We start from the raw sequence: 17612 nt of genomic DNA, 5'->3' as shown, positions 1-17612 counted from the left end.
TGCCCGCCCCGCCGCCCGGGACCCCGTACCCCGAAGGGCCGGGACCCGGCACGCTAGCGTTCGCCGCCCGGCACCCACAGCACGTCTCCGACCTCCTTGTTGGCCACCCTGGCCAGAATGAACAGGAGGTCGGACAGGCGGTTGAGGTACGTCGCCGTCAGCGGGTTCATCACCTCGCCGTGGACCTCGAACGCCGCCCAGGTGGACCGCTCGGCCCGCCGCACGACCGTGCACGCCTGGTGCAGCAGCGCGGCCCCCGGCGTGCCCCCCGGCAGGATGAAGCTGCGCAGCTTCTCCAGCTCCTCCAGGAAACGGTCGCAGTCCGCCTCCAGCTTGTCGATGTACGACTGCTCGACGCGAAGCGGCGGGTACTCGGGGTCCGCGACCACCGGGGTCGACAGGTCCGCCCCCACGTCGAAGAGGTCGTTCTGGACCCGGACGAGGACCTTCACCACGGCCTCGTCGAGCCGGCCCAGGGCCACGGCCGTCCCGATGACGGCGTTGGCCTCATTGGCGTCGGCGTACGCCGCGATCCGCAGGTCGGTCTTGGCGGTGCGGCTCATGTCGCCCAGGGCGGTGGTGCCCTTGTCGCCGGTACGGGTATAGATGCGCGTCAGGTTGACCATGCGACCAGCCTAGTTACGCGTCCGCCCCGCGGAAGACGCGTGTGCCCACCGTCACGGCGGAACCGGGACCCCTGCCGAGGTTCCGGGGAGGCTCCCGTCCTCCGCGGCGGGACGGGGGGACTGCTGAGCGGCGCGGCGCTCAACTACGCGGTCCGGTCCGCCGAATGAGGCGTCCCGGTGTGATGTCCGTCATCTGAGACGTGACGCGCATCTCTTCGCCGCCACTCGGCCCCTCACGGACGCTAATCTCCGCCGGAGAGCCTGAAGCGAACAGGCGTAGAGGCCAAAAGAATCAAGGGGTGTGTCGTGGCCAGGAAGCTCGCCGTCATCGGAGCCGGACTCATGGGGTCCGGTATCGCGCAGGTCTCGGCGCAGGCGGGCTGGGACGTCGTCCTGCGCGACGTCACCGACGCCGCGCTGACCCGCGGCCGTGACGGCATCAAGGCCTCGTACGACAAGTTCGTGTCCAAGGGCAAGCTCGACGCCGCGGACGCGGAGGCGGCGCTCGGCCGCATCACCACGACCACCGACCTCGACGCGGTCGCCGACGCCGACATCGTCGTCGAGGCCGTCTTCGAGAAGCTCGAGGTCAAGCACGAGATCTTCCGCGCGCTCGACAAGATCGTGCGCGAGGACGCCGTCCTCGCCTCCAACACCTCCGCCATCCCGATCACCAAGATCGCGGCCGTGACGGAGCGTCCGGAGCGGGTCGTCGGCGCGCACTTCTTCTCGCCCGTGCCGATGATGCAGCTCTGTGAACTCGTACGGGGCTACAAGACCAGCGACGAAACGCTGGCGACCACGCGGGAGTTCGCCGAGTCCGTCGGCAAGACCTGCATCGTCGTCAACCGCGACGTGGCCGGCTTCGTCACCACCCGCCTCATCTCGGCCCTCGTGGTCGAGGCCGCCAAGCTGTACGAGTCGGGCGTCGCCTCGGCCGAGGACATCGACATCGCCTGCAAGCTGGGCTTCGGCCACGCCATGGGCCCCCTCGCCACCGCGGACCTGACCGGCGTCGACATCCTGCTGCACGCGACCAGCAACATCTACACGGAGTCGCAGGACGAGAAGTTCGCCCCGCCGGAGCTGATGCGCCGGATGGTTGATGCCGGTGACATCGGCCGCAAGAGCGGGCAGGGCTTCTACAAGCACTGATGCCCTGTCAGCCCCTGGGGTCACTCCCAGGGGTGAATTCGGTATCGGTTCGCTTACGGACGGCAACTTCCTTGCCCGTACGGCAGTCAGTTGGGTGCAAGGAAAGAAACACGACACGGAGATCCGACGCACTCTCGGGGAGCGATATGCACATCAGGGGCGACCACGTCGAGCTGGTCGTCGGGGGCCGCCTCGACGTCCGCAGCGCGGCGGACGCCCGTACGGTCCTGCACTCGGCCGTCGACGACGGCGTCGGTGATCTGGTGCTGGACCTGACCGAGCTGGATTCCTGGGACGCCACCGGGCTGGGCGTGATCATGGGCGCCCACCGGCGGGCCGGGCGGGCGGGCCGCCGGCTCGTGCTGCGCGGCGTACCCGCCCAGATGCAGCGCCTGCTGGTGGCGACCAGGCTGCACCGCATCCTCGCCATCGAGGGCGGCCTCGCCGCCGAGTCGCTGCCGCGGGTCTGAGCGGCACGGCGCCGGCGCGAAGCGGCGCGATCCGTACGGCGGGCACAATCCTCACGAGACTGTGACGTCCCGGGCGGGGCGGCACCCCTCGTGTTCCCCGATACTGTGCGAAGGTCTAGGGTTCGGCTCGCCTGCCGATTGACGAACCCGAGTACGGCGGGCACCGGACCAGAAGCGACAGCGAGCGTGTGAAAGGCCGGGAGGGGCATCGGCACGCGACGCATCTGGGGGGCTTTGACCATGGACCCGATGAACCGGGGACCCGAAGAGTACGGCCACGACGACGACCTGTTCGGCGACAGCGACAGCGACAGCGGCACCGGGGACGGGCAGCGCCCGGCACCCCAGGACGCCCCGCCGGCCGCCCCGGCGAACGGCCCGGCCGGCGCAGGCCGGACGGGCGGACCGGGCTCGTCCGCGCCCGCCCGTACCGTCCAGGTCGTGGCGGGCGACTTCCTGCTCACCGTCAACCCCGTCGACGGCAGCGAGATCGAGGTCTGCCCGCCCGGCGAGCGCCCCGCCCGGCCGGTCCGGCACAGCGCCGACGACCGCGCCGAGCTGGAGCGCGCCGCGAGGCCGCCCGTCCCACCGGGACCCGCCGCGCCTGACCTGCCGCTCCTGGAGCGCCAGGAGGAACGCGAGCGGCTCGTACGGCTGCTCGCGCGCGGTCGCTCGGTGCGGCTGACCGGCCCGTCCGGCTCGGGCCGCACGGCCCTCCTCGACGCCGTCGCGGCCGAGTGCGCCGACCTCGCGCCCGACGGAGTCGTACGGCTCTGCGGAGCCCACCGCACGGCCGACGAGCTGCTCCACGACCTGTTCGCCGCCGTCTACAGCGCGCCGCTGCAGCGCCCGGACCGGGCGGGCCTGCTCGTTCTGGTCCACGAGATCGGGGCCGTCGTCGTCGTCGACGACCTGGAATTCGGCGGGACGGCGCTGGACGAGCTCCTGGAGGCCACCCCCGAGTGCGCCTTCCTGTTCGCCGCAACGCCGGACGTGGCCGCTCCCTCGCCCGAGGCGCACGTCGAGGAGGTGTTCCTCGGCGGACTCGGCCGCAGCGCCACCCTGGAGCTCCTGGAGCGCGCCGTGGACCGGCCGCTCACCGACGACGAGGCCAACTGGGCCGGTGACCTCTGGTTCGAGTCGGAGGGGCTGCCGCTGCGCTTCGCGCAGGCGGGCGCCCTGCTGCGCCAGCGCGACCGGCTGCGCGCCGACCCCACCGCCTTCGACGAGTACGGACACTTCGGCGAGCAGCCCGTCGACGCGCCGGTCGACGCGGAGGACGGCCACGACGTACCCCTGCCCTCGCTCGCCGAGGGAGCGATGCCGGCCGCCCTGCTGGCGTCCCGGCTGAGCGAGTCCGCCCGCGCCACGCTGCGCTTCGCCCTCGCGCTCGGCGGCGAGGTTCCGTACCAGGCGCACCTGCCGGCGCTCGTGGGCGACACCCACGCGGACGCCGCCGTGGGCGAGCTGATGAGCTGCGGCCTGCTCTCGCCGTTCGGGGCGCGGTTCCGGCTGGCGGCGGGCGTGGCCGTACAGCTGGAGGCGGCCGGATACACGGACGACCTCACGGAGCGCGCGCACACCGCCGCCCAGCACTACGCCTGGTGGGCCGGGCACCCCTCGGTCACCCCGGAGCGGGCGGCCTCGGAGGCCGACGCGATCCTCGCGGCCATGGGCGCGCTGGTGCCGGGCTCCGAGGCGGGGCACCCGAGCGCGGCCGTTCTGCTGGCCCGTACGGCGGCTCCCGCATTCGCGGCCGGCCTGTGCTGGGGCGCTTGGGAGCGGGCGCTGCGGACCGGTCTCGAAGCCGCCCGCATCGCCGGAGAGGTCGCCGAAGAGGCGTACTTCCACCACGAGTTGGGCGTCCTCGCGCTCTGCACGGGCAATCTGGACCGGGCCCGGGCGGAACTGGAGGCGTCCGTCGCGATGCGCGGCGCGGTGGCGGACAAGAGCGGCACGGTCGCCGGCCGCCGAGCGCTGGCGCTGGTCGCGGACCGCTCCCGCCCGGCGGTGTCCGGGCTCGTCCCCGGCGGTCGCACGCCCGCGGGGGAGGAGGTGCCGGCTGCGGGGTACGAGGAGTCGGCGTCGCCGCCGGGCGGCGTGCCGGCGGCGGTGGCGCCCCTGTCGCTGCCCGGCGGCCCAGCACGGGTCCTGGACGACAGCACGCTGGTCTCGCACCAGTCTCCCCAAGCCGGTGGTGGCCGTCTCGCCGTGCTCAGCGGCGCCCGGCGCAACATGGTCGCGGCGGGCGCGGGCGCGCTGCTCGTCGCCGTACTGGGCACCGTGGTGACGCTCGGAGCGACCTCGGAGGGCGAGGAGCCCCGGAACAGGGTCACGTCCGAACAGTCGGCGAACGAGGACGACGCGGAGAACGGGTTCACGGCCGACGAGCCGGCACAGGACTCCACCAAGCGCCCGGGCGACCCCGGCCGTCCCACCGGCCCCAGCACCTCGGGACAGCCCCAGCCTGACGAGAGCGGTGACGGCAAGGCGTCCGGCGAACCGTCGAAGAGCGGCAGGCCGAGCGATGACGAGTCGTCGCCGGGCAGCAAGCCGCCGGCCTCCGACGACCCGACGACGGCCGGCCCGACGACGAGCGGTCCGACCTCGGGCGGCCCGACGTCCGGCGGTCCCACCACGGGCGGCCCGACCTCGGGCGGCCCGACCTCCGGAGGTCCCACCACCGGCGCTCCCACCAACGGCGGCACGACGGACGGCGGCACGACCGACGGCGGCACCACCGACGGTGGCACGACGGACGGCGGTACGACGGACGGGGGCACGGCCGACGGCGGGACCACGGACGGCGGCGCCACCGGTGACACCACGGGCGGCGCGGCGGGCGGGACCACCGAAGGCGGCACGGCGGACGGCGGCACCACCACGACCACCAGCGGCAGTCCCAGCGACAGCGCCCCGGCCGCGTAGTCCGGCGCACCCGCGAACGGACGGGGCGGGTGCGGGAAACCTCCCCGCACCCGCCCCGTCCCGCTCAGCGGCCCACGCCGGCCCCCGGCCTCAGAACAGCCGCAGCTTGTCGTCCTCGATGCCCCGCATCGCGTTGTAGTCCAGGACCACGCAGCCGATCCCGCGGTCCGTCGCCAGTACGCGCGCCTGCGGCTTGATCTCCTGGGCCGCGAAGATGCCCTTCACCGGCGCGAGGTGGGGGTCGCGGTTGAGCAGCTCCAGGTAGCGGGTGAGCTGCTCGACGCCGTCGATGTCACCGCGCCGCTTCAGCTCCACCGCGACCGTCGCCCCGTCCGCGTCGCGGCAGAGGATGTCCACCGGCCCGATGGCGGTGGGGTATTCACGGCGGATCAGGGAGTAGCCCTCGCCCAGCGTGTCGATGCGGTCGGCGAGCAGCTCCTGGAGGTGCGCTTCCACGCCGTCCTTGATGAGCCCGGGGTCGACGCCCAGCTCGTGGGACGAGTCGTGGAGGACTTCCTCCATGGTGATGATCAATTTCTCGCCCGCCTTGTTGATCACCGTCCACGTGCCGGCGTCGTCGCCCGTGCCTTCCTTCAGGGTGCACGGCGGCGACATCCAGTTGAGCGGTTTGTACGCCCGGTCGTCGGCGTGGATCGAGACGCTGCCGTCCGCCTTCACCAGGATCAGACGGGGAGCGGAGGGCAGATGGGCAGTGAGCCGGCCCGCGTAGTCCACGGAGCAGCGGGCAATGACGAGACGCATGAGGCGCAACGCTACTCGACGACGATCCCTCTACGCGATTCGCCCAGTAAGCACCCCTTCGTTGTTGGCTGGTTGTGTTCCCAATCTCCTGGTGCGGCCAGGACCGCACGCTTAACTTGGATGCAGGAGGTCGTCGTACGTGCACTCTGCGTCGTCGTCCGTCTTCCCTGCCCGTAAGACCCCGGCCCCGGGGTCGCGAGAGGAGAACCCATGTCGCTCGACGTCTCACCGGCACTGTTGGAACAGGCCGAGCGAGGCGATGTCGACGAAGCCGCCTTCGTCGACTGCGTCCGGACCTCCCTGCCTTACGCATGGGAGATGATCAGCTCTCTGGTGGCTCAGCTGAAGGTCGACGGTGGCGAGTTCGCCGACAACCAGACGCCTCCGCCGGACGAGCAGGCACGTGGTCAGCTGCTGCGCGCACTCGCGAGTGACGCGATTCGCGGTGCGCTCCAGCGGCACTTCGGCGTACGTCTCGCATTCCAGAACTGCCACCGCGTAGCGGTGTTCCCGGTGGACTCCTCTTCGGACGAGCGGCTCAGCCGCTTCACGTCGATCCGGGGTCAGCTGCTCAACCAGTCGCCCACGCTGCGGGACTGCTGAGGCAATGCCGTCGTCGCTCCGCATCGCGCGAGGTGCGCCGATGCGGAGCGACGACGGCCGGCCGCCCGGTCACGACAGCAGGGGCAGCACTTCGGACCCCAGTGACCGTACGTTCTCCTCGGTGGCCGCGAGGTCGCCCGACCCTTCGACGAGCAGCGCGAAACGCGTGATCCCGGTCCGTTCCGCGGTGGCCGCCAGCCGTTCGGCGGCCAGCCGTGGCGGGCCCACCGGGTGCAGCGCGCACAGCATTTCCGTGTAGGCGACGGGGTCCCGCATCGCGCGGTGCCGTCCGTCGACCGTGACGTGGGCGTCGAGTCCCTGCTTGAGCCAGCCGGGCATCGCCTTCGTCAGCGTCTCGGTGGCGTCGGCCGCGCTGTCCGCGATCTGAGCCACGCCGGCCGAGACGTGGCCCGCCGCGGCGACCGTTTCCGGCTCATGTCCGGCGGCGAGCGCGAGCCTGCGCCACAGCGCGACCATCTCGGCCTTGTCCTCGTCGCCGCAGTGCATGCCGAGCAGCATCGGCAGGCCGCGCTCGGCGGCCAGCCGCACACTTTTCGGGGAGGTACAGGCGACCACGACCTCCGGGCCGCCCGGGTCTCCGTCGTCCGACGCCGCGCGCAGCAGCTCGTCCGGCCTCGGTACGACGGCGACCTCGCGGAAGTCGAACCGCTCGCCCCGCGCCTCGACGCGCGGTTCGCGCAGCCACCGCAGCAGCAGATCGAGCGACTCGGGGAAACCGTGCTCGTACGCGGCGAGACCCTGCCCGAAGACCTCCAGGTCCACCCAGGGACCGCCCCGCCCCACGCCGAGCGTGAACCGCCCGCCGGAGGTGAGGTGCAGCAGCGCGGCCTGCTCGCCCAGGGTGACCGGGTGCGCGGTCGGCAGGACGCTGACCGCCGTGCCCACCCGGATGCGACGGGTGCGCCCGAGCAGCAGCGCGGCGAGCGTCACCGCCGAAGGACACACGCCGTAGGGTACGAAGTGGTGCTCCGCGAGCCACACCGAGTCCAGCCCGGCCTCCTCGGCGACCTCGGCCGACCGCACCGCCCGGTGCAGTGCCTCCCCCTGGCCCTGGCCCGGGAATTGGGCCGCCAGTACAAACGTTCCGACACGCATCGCCTATTGCCTCCTTGCGGCCGACGCGGCTCCCCCTCACTGGCAACAACGTCTGACACGTGCCAAAGGCACGGGCGCGCGCGAAGTTGTTGCGATTTTCCGGTAAGCCGCGCCCAACGAGCGGCTGCCCGCACGCGATGCGGTACGTGTACCCCCGCCGGATGGCCCTAGGCTGGGTGGGGCCCGTGCCGTTCGACCCGTGAGGTTTCAGGTGTCCCCGCGTCGCAACCGCCCCAAGGGCGGCGAGAACCCCGCCGAGCCTCCGACCGGCGCGGTCGGAGACAGGTTCGGCCTCCAGAGCACCGAGTCGTGGCAGGGCGAGGAGTGGTCGGTGCGCCACGTCGCCGGCGCGAGCGCGGCCGGCAAGCGGTACCGCTGCCCGGGCTGCGACCAGGAGATCCCGTCCGGGGTCGCGCACCTGGTGGCCTGGCCCGAGTACGGCGGCGTCGACGACCGCAGGCACTGGCACAAGGCCTGCTGGAACGCGAGAGACCGCCGCACCACGAAGGTGCAGCGGTCCCGGAACGCCCCGCGCCACTGACCGGCGCGCGCCGGCCGGCGGTCACACGTCGCGCTTCTCCAGGGCGAGGAACGCGCCGCCGAGCGCCGCGGCCGTCACGCCCAGCAGGATCCACAGCGGGTCCCATCCCGACGGGCCCGAGTCGGTGACCGAGGCGTCGTAGAAGACGCCGAGCTGGTTGGGGATCGAGTACTCGAAGAGCGCCTGCTGGAGGTCGGCCAGCGACTCGGAGAACATGAACATCGCCAGCACCAGCGGCAGCAGCACCACGCCGATCATGATGGTGATCGCGCCCGCCGAGTGCCGGATGAGCGAGCCGATGGCGAGCGACAGCAGGCCGAGCGTCGCGACGTAGAGGCTGACGCCCAGCGTCGCCCGCACCCAGTCCTCGCCGGTCGGGGTGACGCCGTCGAGCATCGCGGTCTGGAGGGCTCCGACGAGGGCGGTGGTCACCAGCGTGATGACGAAGGCCACGACGAAGAAGACGATCGCCTTGGCGGTCAGCACACGGGAGCGGCTGGGGCACGCCGTGAGGGTCGTGCGGATCATGCCCGTGCCGTACTCCGAGGCGACGGTCATGACGCCGAGCGTGATCACCGGGATCGCCCCGAGCAGCACGCCGAAGAAACCGAGGCTCAGGACCGGCATGTCGCCGACGTCGGCGCCGGACGAGCTGACGGCCACCGCCGAGAGCAGCCCGATGCCGAGTACGAGGACGATCATCACGCCGAGCGTCCACATCGTGGAGCGCACCGAGCGGATCTTCGTCCACTCGGAGGCGAGCGCGTCCCCGAGCGTCGCCCTGCGTACCGGGATGGGGGAGACGTACGACGCCACGCCCTGGGGCGCGTACGGCTGGGGGGCCTGGTGAGCGGCCTGCTGCTGGTACGGGGTCGTCATCGGGCGTCCTCGGGGCTGTCGCTGTCGCTCTTGGTCAGGTCGGGCGCGGCGGGCGCGGCCGCGGGCACGGGAGGCGCCGCCGGCGCGGCCGCCGGCGCCGCGTACGGGTTGTGGCCCGGCGCGGGGGCCTGGCCCGGGGCGGCGTAGCCGGGAGCCGGCGCGGGGCCGCCCGGCAGCGGGGCGCCCGCGAAGGGAGGCTGCCCGCCCTGCTGGGGCGGCGGCGGGGCGTACCAGCCCTGCTGCGGGCCGGCGGGCTCGGCGTAACCGCCGGGCTGCTGCGGCTGCTGGAAGCCCGCCAGCTGGTCCGCCGTCGAGCGGTAGTCCACCGCGCCCTGCGTCATCCGCATGTACGCCTCCTCCAGCGAGGCCTGGTGCGGGGACAGCTCCCACAGCCGTACGTCGGCCTCGTGCGCGAGGTCGCTGATGCGCGGCAGCGGCAGCCCGGTGACGCGCATCGCCCCGTCCGGCTCGGTCATCACGTGCCCGCCGGACTCGGTCAGCACCGACGACAGCTTCTCGCGCTGCTGCGGATCGGTCTGCGGCGTACGGACCCGGGCGAAGTCCGCGGAGTTGGCGGAGATGAAGTCCTTGACGCTCATGTCGGCGAGCAGCTGCCCGCGCCCGATCACGATCAAGTGGTCGGCCGTGACCGCCATCTCGCTCATGAGGTGGCTGGAGACGAAGACCGTACGGCCCTCGGCGGCCAGCGTCTTCATGAGGTTGCGGACCCAGTGGATGCCCTCGGGGTCGAGACCGTTGATCGGCTCGTCGAAGAGCAGCACCTGCGGGTCGCCGAGCAGCGCGGCCGCGATGCCCAGGCGCTGCCCCATGCCCAGCGAGAAGCCCTTGGAGCGCCGCCTGGCGACGTCCTGGAGGCCGACGACGCCCAGCACCTCGTCGACCCGCTGCGCCGGGATGCCGGAGAGCTGCGCCAGCGACATGAGGTGGCTGCGCGCGCTGCGCCCGCCGTGCACGGCCTTGGCGTCGAGCAGGGCGCCGACCTGCCGGGGGGCGTTGGCGAGCTTGCGGAAGGGGTGGCCGCCGATGGTGACGTGGCCGGAGGTCGGCTCGTCCAGCCCGAGGATCATGCGCATCGTCGTGGACTTGCCGGAGCCGTTGGGGCCGAGGAAGCCCGTCACCGTGCCCGGGCGAACCTGGAAGGAAAGGTTGTACACGGCCGTCTTGGCGCCGTAGCGCTTCGTCAGGCCGACTGCCTCGATCATTGTGTGCCAGCCCCATCGACAGGTCGGGTCGTCGGGGCCGTGACCGCGTGGTCGAACCCCCGTAAGGGTTAGGAGGATATCCAGCGGCTGACGGTTCCCGCCAAGCCGGGACGACCCGCCGTGTCCGCCGCCCGCGCTAGGCGTCGCGCTTCTTCAGCAGGACGAATCCGCCCACCACGGCCGCGGTCACCCACACGGCCATGATCAGCAGCCCGCCCCACGGACCGTACGGCGCGCTGTCGTCGACCGGCGCGACCACCTGCATGATCTTGCTGCCCGCCTGGTCGGGAAGGTACTGGCCGACCTTCTTGGTCGCGGAGACGTTGCCCAGGATCGGCGCGAGCAGGAAGAAGAACGGCATCAGGACGCCGAGCGCGAGCACCTGGCTGCGCAGCATCGAGGCGACGCCCATCGAGAACAGCGCGATCAGGGTCATGTAGAGGCCGCCGCCGATCACCGCGCGCAGCACGCCCGGGTCGCCGATGTCCGCCCTCAGGTCGCCGAGCATCGCCTGGCCGAGGAAGAAGGCGGCGAAACTCGTGATCATGCCGACGGCCAGGGCGAGGGCCGTGGCGACGGTGATCTTGCTGAAGAGGAAGGTGCCGCGCTGCGGCACCGCCGCGAGCGACATGCGGATCATTCCCGTGCTGTATTCGTTCGACACGACGAGCACACCGAAAACGATCATTGCTAGCTGCCCAAGACTGGTGCCCGCGAAACTCACGAACGTCGGATCGAAGGCGAGCTTGTCCTCCGCGCTCATCTTCTCGAATTCGTTCTTCGAAAGAATACTGATGAGTACGCCGAGGCCGATGGTGACGATTGCGGCAAGGCCGAGTGTCCAAATGGTGGACTGAACGGATTTGATCTTCGTCCATTCCGACTTGATCACCTGTGTGGCAGCCATGGCTCAAGCCCCCCTCTCGTTCATCTGCTCCTGCATGCCGGCGCCCCAGCCGGCCCCGGGAGGCACGGGCCGGTCGCCGTCGGAGTGCGCGTGGTACTCGACGGACTCGGCGGTCAGCCGCATGAACGCCTCCTCCAGCGAGGCCTGCTGGGGGCTCAGCTCGTGCAGCACGAGCTGATGCCGTGCGGCGAGTTCACCGAGCTGCTCGGAGGTCACCCCGTCCACCTCCAGCGACCCGTTGGCGGCCGTGACCGCAGTGATCCCGGCCTCGTGCACGACGTCGCGCAGTCGTTCCGGTTGCGGGGTGCGCAGGCGTACGTAACTGCGCGAGTTCTCCCGGATGAAGTCGGCCATCGAGGTGTCGGCGAGCAGCCGACCCTGGCCGATGACGACCAAGTGGTCCGCGGTGAGCGCCATTTCGCTCATCAGGTGGGAGGAGACGAAGACCGTACGGCCCTGGGCGGCCAGGGCCTTCATCAGATTCCGGATCCAGTGGATGCCCTCGGGGTCGAGGCCGTTCACCGGCTCGTCGAACATCAGGATCTCCGGGTCGCCCAGCAGTGCGCCCGCGATGCCGAGGCGCTGCCCCATGCCGAGCGAGAAGCCCTTCGCCCGCTTCTTGGCGACCGTCGTCAGACCCACCGTCTCCAGCACCTCGGAGACCCGGCTCCGCGGGATGCCGTTGCTCTGGGCCAGACACAGCAGGTGGTTGTACGCGCTGCGGCCGCCGTGCATCGCCTTGGCGTCGAGGAGCGCGCCGATGTACTTCAGGGGATCCTTGAGGTCGGCGTAGTGCTTGCCGTCGATGCGGACGTCGCCGGCCGTCGGGTTGTCCAGGCCCAGCATCATCCGCATGGTCGTCGACTTGCCCGCCCCGTTCGGCCCCAGGAAGCCGGTCACGATGCCCGGCCGCACGGTGAACGTCAGCCGGTCGACGGCCACCTTCTCGCCGTAACGCTTCGTCAGCCCCGTCAGTTCGATCACTCAGACTCACCTCGCGGAGGCACCTCGGGCAGGCGGCCGGCCTGTCTGTCCGGCTGGGGGGCCGGCGGGCGCCCCTCGGGAAAGCACCGCATGCCGGCCACGCTAAGGGCGCGAGAAGCCCCCCGCCACCGGAATGACGGGGGGCTTTACGGCCTGACTGCTTCCGCTTCGGGCCGGACGGACCGGGGGACCGCGGGCCCGGCGACTAGCGGGTCTGCTGGGCCGGGACGCCGCGGGTGATCGGCTCGTCGTCGGCCGGGGCGCCGGCGGCGGCGACGGCCGCACCGGTCAGCGTGGCCAGCATCTCGCGGACGTTGGTGAGCTGCGCGTTGATCGAGTCGCGGCGGTTGGTGAGTGCCGCCAGCTCGCGCTCGGATTCGCTGCGGATCCGGTCGGCCTTGGCGTTGGCGTCGGCGACGATGTCCTCGGCCTGGCGCTGAGCGGTCTCCACCGTCTGACGGGCACGGCGCTCCGCGTCCGTACGCAGCTTCTCGGCCTCCAGGCGCAGCTGCTCGGCGCGGTGCTCGATCTCGGCCAGACGCTTCTCGGCCTTGGCCTGACGCGATGCCAGGTCGCGCTCCGACTGCTCGCGGCGCTTGGCCAGGTTCGTCTCGAAGTCCGCGGCGGCCTGGGCGGCCTTGGCGCGGGTCTCCTCGAAGAGGGCGTCCGCTTCCTCACGCTTCTGCTGCGCGTCCTTCTGCGCCTCGCTGCGCAGCGTGGAGGCGTCACCCTTGGCCTTCTCGACGATGCGAACGCCCTCGTCCTCGGCCTTCGCCTTGCGCTCCGCGGCGAACGACTCCGCGTCGTTGCGCACCTGCTGGGCCGCCGACTCGGCGAGCTCGCGGTGCTGCTCGGCGGCGCGGCGGGCCTCCTCACGCAGGTCCTTCGCCTCCTCCTCGGCGAGGCGGAGGATCTTCTCGACGCGCGCACCGAGCCCGGCGTACGACGGCTCCGCGTCGCTCACCTGGGCCTGGGCGTTCTGCGTCTCGAGGTGGAGTTCCTCGATGCGCTTTTCCAGAGCAGTGATTCGGGCCAGAGCACTGTCACGGTCGGCGACGAGTTTGGTAATGCGGTCGTCCACCTGACCGCGGTCGTAACCACGCCGCACGAGCTCGAAGCCGAAGGGGGAGGAAGTGTCGCTCATGGGGTTCCTGGGTTCCTGTCGAATGTGACCGGTGAGGTGTTAGGGGGAATCCTAGGGGCCGAAGCGGCGTGTCATCGAGTCAATGCCCGTTTGATCTGGAGAATGACACCCCTTTTGAGTGGCTAACCGTCGGATGACTTGCCACTCGAACGAGTGGCGCCCGCCGCCGCGCCGGCTTTCACGCCCCCCGCCCCGGAGCCGCTGTTCGATGCCGTCTTGCCGCCCCCGGAAGGCGCCTCAAAGGACTCCAACGCCTCGAGTACGTCTTGGACACGGGAGATTTCCGCCTGGATGTCCTCCCTGCGCCGTACCAGCACGTCGAGCTCGCGCCGGCCCTCCTCGACCATGCGCTCCGCCTCGGCCTGGGCCTGGGTACGCAGCTTCTCGGCCTCGCGCACCAGCTCGGCCTTCTTCTGCTCGGCCTCCTTGAGGAGCGCCTCGGCCTTCTTCACCGCGGCGATACGGACCTTGCCCGCCTCCGAACTCGCCTCGGAGATCATCGCCTTCGCCTTGGCCTCGGCCTCGGCCTGCTGCTCCGTCGCGGCCTTCACCAGCTTGTCGACGCGCTCGCCGGCCGTCCGCATCTGCTCGGACGTCTCCCGGCGGGCCCGCTCGTGCAGCTCCTCGATCTCGGCCTCGGTACGGGCGCGCAGCTCCTCCGCCCGCTCCCTTATGGCGGTCGCGTCCCTGCGGGCCCCGACCAGCAGCTCGTCGGCGTCCGTACGGGCCTTCTCCACCAGGGAGTTGCCCTCGACCGTCGACTCCGCGACCAGACGCTCGGCCTCCTTGCGGGCCGCGCCGACCATCGTGTCGGCCTGCTCCTCCGCCTTGGTCGCGGCGAGCAGCGCCTCCTCCTGGGCCTTCGCCATCAGCTGGTCGGCCTGCTCGGCCGCGTCCGAACGGCGCTTGGACGCCGCCTGACGCGCCTCGTCGAGCAGCCGGTCCGCCTCGGCGCGGGCGTCGCCGCGCATCCGCTCGGCGGCCTCCTCGGCGTCCGCCCTGACCTTCCGCGCCTCGGACCTGATGCGCTCCGCCGCCTGCTGGGCGGAGGCGACCATCTCGGCGGCCTCCGCGCGCAGCCGCTCGGCCTCGCCGCTCGCCTCGGCGACGAGCCGGTCGGCCTGCGCCGCCGCGTCGGCGCGCCGCTTGTCGGCGGCCTTGCGCGCCTCGTCGACGACCCGCTCGCCCTCGGCGCGCAGCCGCTCGGCCTCGCCGTTCGCGTCGGCGAGGAGCTTGTCCGCCTCGCCGCTCGCCTCCGAGACGAGCTTGTCGGCCTGGGCCGCCGCGTCGGCGCGGCGCTTGTCGGCGGCCTTGCGCGCCTCGTCGAGGACCCGCTCGCCCTCCTCGCGCGCCTCGGCACGCAGCCGCTCGGCGCCGGCCTCGCCGTCCGCCTTGATCTGCTCGGCCTCGGCCCGCATCCGGGCCGCGTCCTGGCCGGCCGCCGTCAGCGACTGCACCGCCTCGGCCGCCATGCGCTCGGCCTCACCCGTCGCCTCGCCGATCAGCCGGTCGGCCTGGGCCGCCGCCTCGTTGCGGATGCGGTTGGCGTCCTCCCGGGCCTCGGCGCGCGAGCGGGCCGCGTCCTGCTCGGCCGACGCGAGGGCGTCCGACGCCTCCGTACGCAGCCGCTGCGCGTACTCGGAGGAGTCGGTGCGCAGCCGCTCCGCCTCCGCGATCGCGTCCCCGACCGTGCGCTCCGCGAGCGACTTGGCCGCGTCCGTCTCCTCCTGCGCCTGCCGGCGCAGCCGGTTCGCGTCCTCGGTGGCCCGCTCCCGCTCCTCGTAGGCGTCGGCGCGGAGCCGGTCCGCCTCCTCCTGTGCCTCCGTCTTCGTACGGTCCGCCACGTGCTCGGCGGCCGAACGCAGCCCGGCGATCTCCTCCTCGGCCTGCTCGTGCAGCCCGGCGACCGCGTCCCGCACCTGCTGCGCCGTCTGCTCGGCCGCGGCGACCAGCTCCGTGGCCCGGTAGTCCGCCTCCTGCACCAGGCGCTGCGCCTCGGTCTGCGCCTCCTCGACCCGCTTGCGGGCGGACGCCAGCAGCTCCTCGCTCTGCTCGCGCGCCTGCGTACGCTCCCGCTCTGCCTCCTCGCGGGCGGTCGCCAGCGTCTCCTCGGCCTCCCGGCGGCGCCGTGCGGCCTCCTCCTGGGCGGCGGACAGCGCCTCGGCGGCCTCGGCCCCGACGCGCTCGGCCGCGGCGGCGGCCTCCGTGCGGATCCGGTCCGCGCTCTCCTGCGCCTCCGTCTTGAGCCGCTCGGCCTCGTTCGACGCCTCACTGCGCAGCCGTACGGCGACGGCCTCGCCCTCGGCGCGCGACTGGGCGGCGTCGGCGGCCGCCTCGGTCCGCAGCCGCTCCGCCTCGGTCTCGGCCTGCGCCTGGAGGGTCCGTACCCGCTCGGCCGCGTCGGCGCGCAGCCGCTCGATCTCCTCGCCGGCCTCCCGGCGCAGCCGCTCGGCCTCGGCCCGCGCCTCGCCCAGCGCCTGCTCGGCGGCGGTGACGCGCTGCTCGGCCTCGGTCTGCAGCCGGGCCAGTTCCGCGGCGGCCTCGGCCTGGCGGGCGGCGATGGAGCGCTCGGCCTCCTCGCGCAGGGCGCGGGCGGCCTCCTCGGCGCCGGCGGTGGTGCCCGCCGCCTGCTCCTCGGCCTCGGTGCGCAGCTGCTCGGCCTCGCCGCGGGCGCGCTCCAGCGCCTCCTCGGCCTGCTTGCGCAGCGTCGTGGCGCGCTCGATGGCCTCGCCGCGCACCCGCTCGCTCTCGGCGGAGGCGGACGTACGCAGCTCGTCGGCGTCGCCCCGTGCCTTGGTCAGCAGCTCCTCGGCGGTCCTGGCCGCCTCCTCGATCTGCTGGACGGCCTCGCGGCGGGCCTCGCCACGGATCCGCTCGCCCTCGGCGACCGCCTCGGCCCGCAGCTGCTCGGCCTCGCCGCGCAGCCTGCGTGCCTCTTCCTGCAGCTCGACCGTCTTGGCCCGGTACTCCTTGGTGTCGTCCTTCGCCGCGCCCTTGAGCTGGTCGGCCTGGGCCGCCGCCTCGCTGCGCAGCCGCTCGATCTCCGCCTCGGCCTCGCGGCGGATCCGCTCGGCCTCCTCGGACGCCTTGCGGGTGGTCTCCTTGGCGTCGTCGGACGCCTTGGTGAGGACCTCCTCGGCGGTACGGGCCGCCTTGGCGAGCTGGGCCGCCGAGTCCTCCGCAGCGGCCGTACGGGCCTTCTCGGCGGCCTCGGCCACCAGCCGCTCGGCCTCCGCGCGGGCGTCGGCGCGGGCCTGCTCGGCCTCCGCCTTGAGCGCCTCGGCGTCCTTCGTCGCCTCGGCCACGAGCCGGGCGATCTCGGACTTGGCCGTACGGGTGCGCTGTTCGTTGACGGACTCGGCCGTGGTCAGCTGCTTGGCCGCCGCGTCCTTCGCCTCGGTCAGGACCTTCTCGGCCTCGGCGCGCGCCTCGCGCAGCGCCGTCTCCGCCTCCTGCATCCGCTGCTCGGCGGTGCGGCTCAGCTCGGCGGCCTGCCGGCGGGCCTGGTCGGACTCGGCGGTCGTCGTCGTCCGCAGCTGCTCGGCGTGGGTGGTCGCCTCCTGCGCCTGGTTGGAGGCGGCGTTCAGCAGGCGCTCGGCGTCCTTGCGGGCGCGCAGCAGGATCGCCTCGGCCTCGGCGCGGGCGTTCTCGGCCTCGGAGCCGAGGCGCTGGCGGGCCTCCTGGGCGACGCGCTCGGCCTCGGCGCGGGCGGCGGCCAGGGACTGCTCGGCCTCGGCGCGGGACTCCTCCAGGAGACGGCGGGCCTGCGCCTCGGTGCGGGCGCGCAGCTGCTCGGCCCAGGCCACGTTCTCGTTGACGTGGGCCTCGACGGTCTGCCGGCGTTCGGCGAGCTCCTGGTCGAGCCGCTGGCGGCGGGTGACCGCCTCCGTGTGCAACTCGGCTTGGAGCCTTGCCTGGTGCTCGGCGTGCTCCTGGAGGATCCGCTGCGTCTGCGCCCGGGCGTCGCGCAGTTCGCGCTCGGCGTCGGTGCGCAGCTGGTCCGCCTGGATCTGGGCGTTACGGAGCAACTGCTCGGCCTGGTAACCGATGTCCGCCGCGTCGTAGGCGGGACGGGACGCCAGGTTGCGGCGCGCCTCATGGAGCTTGGCGCGCAACACCTCGACCTGGTAGCCGAGGTCCTCGGCGTGCTGAACCGCCTTCTCCCGCTCGGTCTTCAGCCGCTCCATCTCGGCTTCGAACCGCGAGAGATGGTCGTCAGGCTCGTGCCGTTCGTAGCCCCGCACTGCGCGGTCCCATCCGTCCCCTGGTCGCAA

General features: G+C 72.7%; 14 protein-coding genes. 5 read left to right on the top strand and 9 right to left on the bottom strand.

What is annotated here, in order from left to right:
* Positions 1–53 precede the first annotated feature (53 nt).
* Positions 54–626 carry a cob(I)yrinic acid a,c-diamide adenosyltransferase gene (locus AC07FK_RS01600; protein WP_479101553.1) on the bottom strand — a complete coding sequence of 191 codons (573 nt, stop codon included), beginning with the start codon at positions 624–626 and terminating at the stop codon, positions 54–56.
* Positions 627–932: 306 nt separating this feature from the next.
* Between AC07FK_RS01600 and AC07FK_RS01595 the strand changes: the two genes are divergently transcribed.
* The 3 genes from AC07FK_RS01595 (at position 933) to AC07FK_RS01585 (ending at position 5179) form a co-directional block, all read left to right on the top strand.
* Positions 933–1781 carry a 3-hydroxyacyl-CoA dehydrogenase family protein gene (locus tag AC07FK_RS01595; protein WP_479101552.1) on the top strand — a complete coding sequence of 283 codons (849 nt, stop codon included), beginning with the start codon at positions 933–935 and terminating at the stop codon, positions 1779–1781.
* 146 nt (positions 1782–1927) lie between these two features.
* On the top strand, positions 1928–2251 hold the full coding sequence (locus tag AC07FK_RS01590; protein WP_069926899.1) for an STAS domain-containing protein: 324 nt from the start codon (positions 1928–1930) through the stop codon (positions 2249–2251).
* Positions 2252–2491: 240 nt separating this feature from the next.
* A complete protein-coding gene (locus AC07FK_RS01585) occupies positions 2492–5179 on the top strand; it encodes an ATP-binding protein (protein WP_479101550.1) in 2688 nt (895 codons plus the stop codon).
* A 90-nt stretch (positions 5180–5269) separates the two neighbouring features.
* Here AC07FK_RS01585 and nucS read toward each other — a convergent pair whose 3' ends face one another.
* Complete coding sequence (gene nucS, locus AC07FK_RS01580) at positions 5270–5941, bottom strand: endonuclease NucS (protein ID WP_028813196.1); 672 nt, start codon at positions 5939–5941, stop codon at positions 5270–5272.
* 210 nt (positions 5942–6151) lie between these two features.
* Here nucS and AC07FK_RS01575 point away from each other — a divergent pair, with 210 nt between their 5' ends.
* Positions 6152–6544 (top strand): SCO5389 family protein, encoded by a 393-nt coding sequence (locus tag AC07FK_RS01575; RefSeq protein ID WP_138897598.1) that lies wholly within the window; start codon positions 6152–6154, stop codon positions 6542–6544.
* Between the two features lie 69 nt (positions 6545–6613).
* On the opposite strand, the gene AC07FK_RS01570 is transcribed toward AC07FK_RS01575, so the two are convergent.
* A complete protein-coding gene (locus AC07FK_RS01570; RefSeq protein ID WP_479101548.1) occupies positions 6614–7660 on the bottom strand; it encodes an LLM class flavin-dependent oxidoreductase in 1047 nt (348 codons plus the stop codon).
* Positions 7661–7871: 211 nt separating this feature from the next.
* On the opposite strand from AC07FK_RS01570, the gene AC07FK_RS01565 reads away from it, so the two are divergent.
* Positions 7872–8201 carry an ATP/GTP-binding protein gene (locus tag AC07FK_RS01565; protein WP_479102531.1) on the top strand — a complete coding sequence of 110 codons (330 nt, stop codon included), beginning with the start codon at positions 7872–7874 and terminating at the stop codon, positions 8199–8201.
* 21 nt (positions 8202–8222) lie between these two features.
* On the opposite strand, the gene AC07FK_RS01560 is transcribed toward AC07FK_RS01565, so the two are convergent.
* The 6 genes from AC07FK_RS01560 to scy form a co-directional block, all read right to left on the bottom strand.
* Positions 8223–9080, bottom strand: a complete 858-nt coding sequence (locus AC07FK_RS01560) for an ABC transporter permease (protein ID WP_479101547.1) — start codon at positions 9078–9080, stop codon at positions 8223–8225.
* Complete coding sequence (locus AC07FK_RS01555; RefSeq protein WP_479101546.1) at positions 9077–10303, bottom strand: ABC transporter ATP-binding protein; 1227 nt, start codon at positions 10301–10303, stop codon at positions 9077–9079. The genes AC07FK_RS01560 and AC07FK_RS01555 overlap by 4 nt, the downstream gene beginning before the upstream one ends.
* Positions 10304–10439: 136 nt before the next feature.
* A complete protein-coding gene (locus tag AC07FK_RS01550; protein ID WP_479101544.1) occupies positions 10440–11210 on the bottom strand; it encodes an ABC transporter permease in 771 nt (256 codons plus the stop codon).
* Positions 11211–11213: 3 nt separating this feature from the next.
* Complete coding sequence (locus AC07FK_RS01545; RefSeq protein ID WP_479101543.1) at positions 11214–12194, bottom strand: ABC transporter ATP-binding protein; 981 nt, start codon at positions 12192–12194, stop codon at positions 11214–11216.
* A 205-nt stretch (positions 12195–12399) separates the two neighbouring features.
* Entirely contained in the window at positions 12400–13338 is a 939-nt protein-coding gene (locus AC07FK_RS01540) for a coiled-coil domain-containing protein (protein WP_138896371.1), read from the bottom strand.
* A gap of 122 nt (positions 13339–13460) precedes the next feature.
* Positions 13461–17582 carry a polarized growth protein Scy gene (gene scy, locus AC07FK_RS01535; RefSeq protein ID WP_479101541.1) on the bottom strand — a complete coding sequence of 1374 codons (4122 nt, stop codon included), beginning with the start codon at positions 17580–17582 and terminating at the stop codon, positions 13461–13463.
* Positions 17583–17612: the final 30 nt, after the last annotated feature.

It is taken from the genome of Streptomyces sp. NPDC046122 (genome assembly GCF_056429965.1).
The sequence above is the reverse complement of the archived record's forward strand: the minus strand, read 5'-3'. Positions and strand labels throughout refer to the sequence as shown.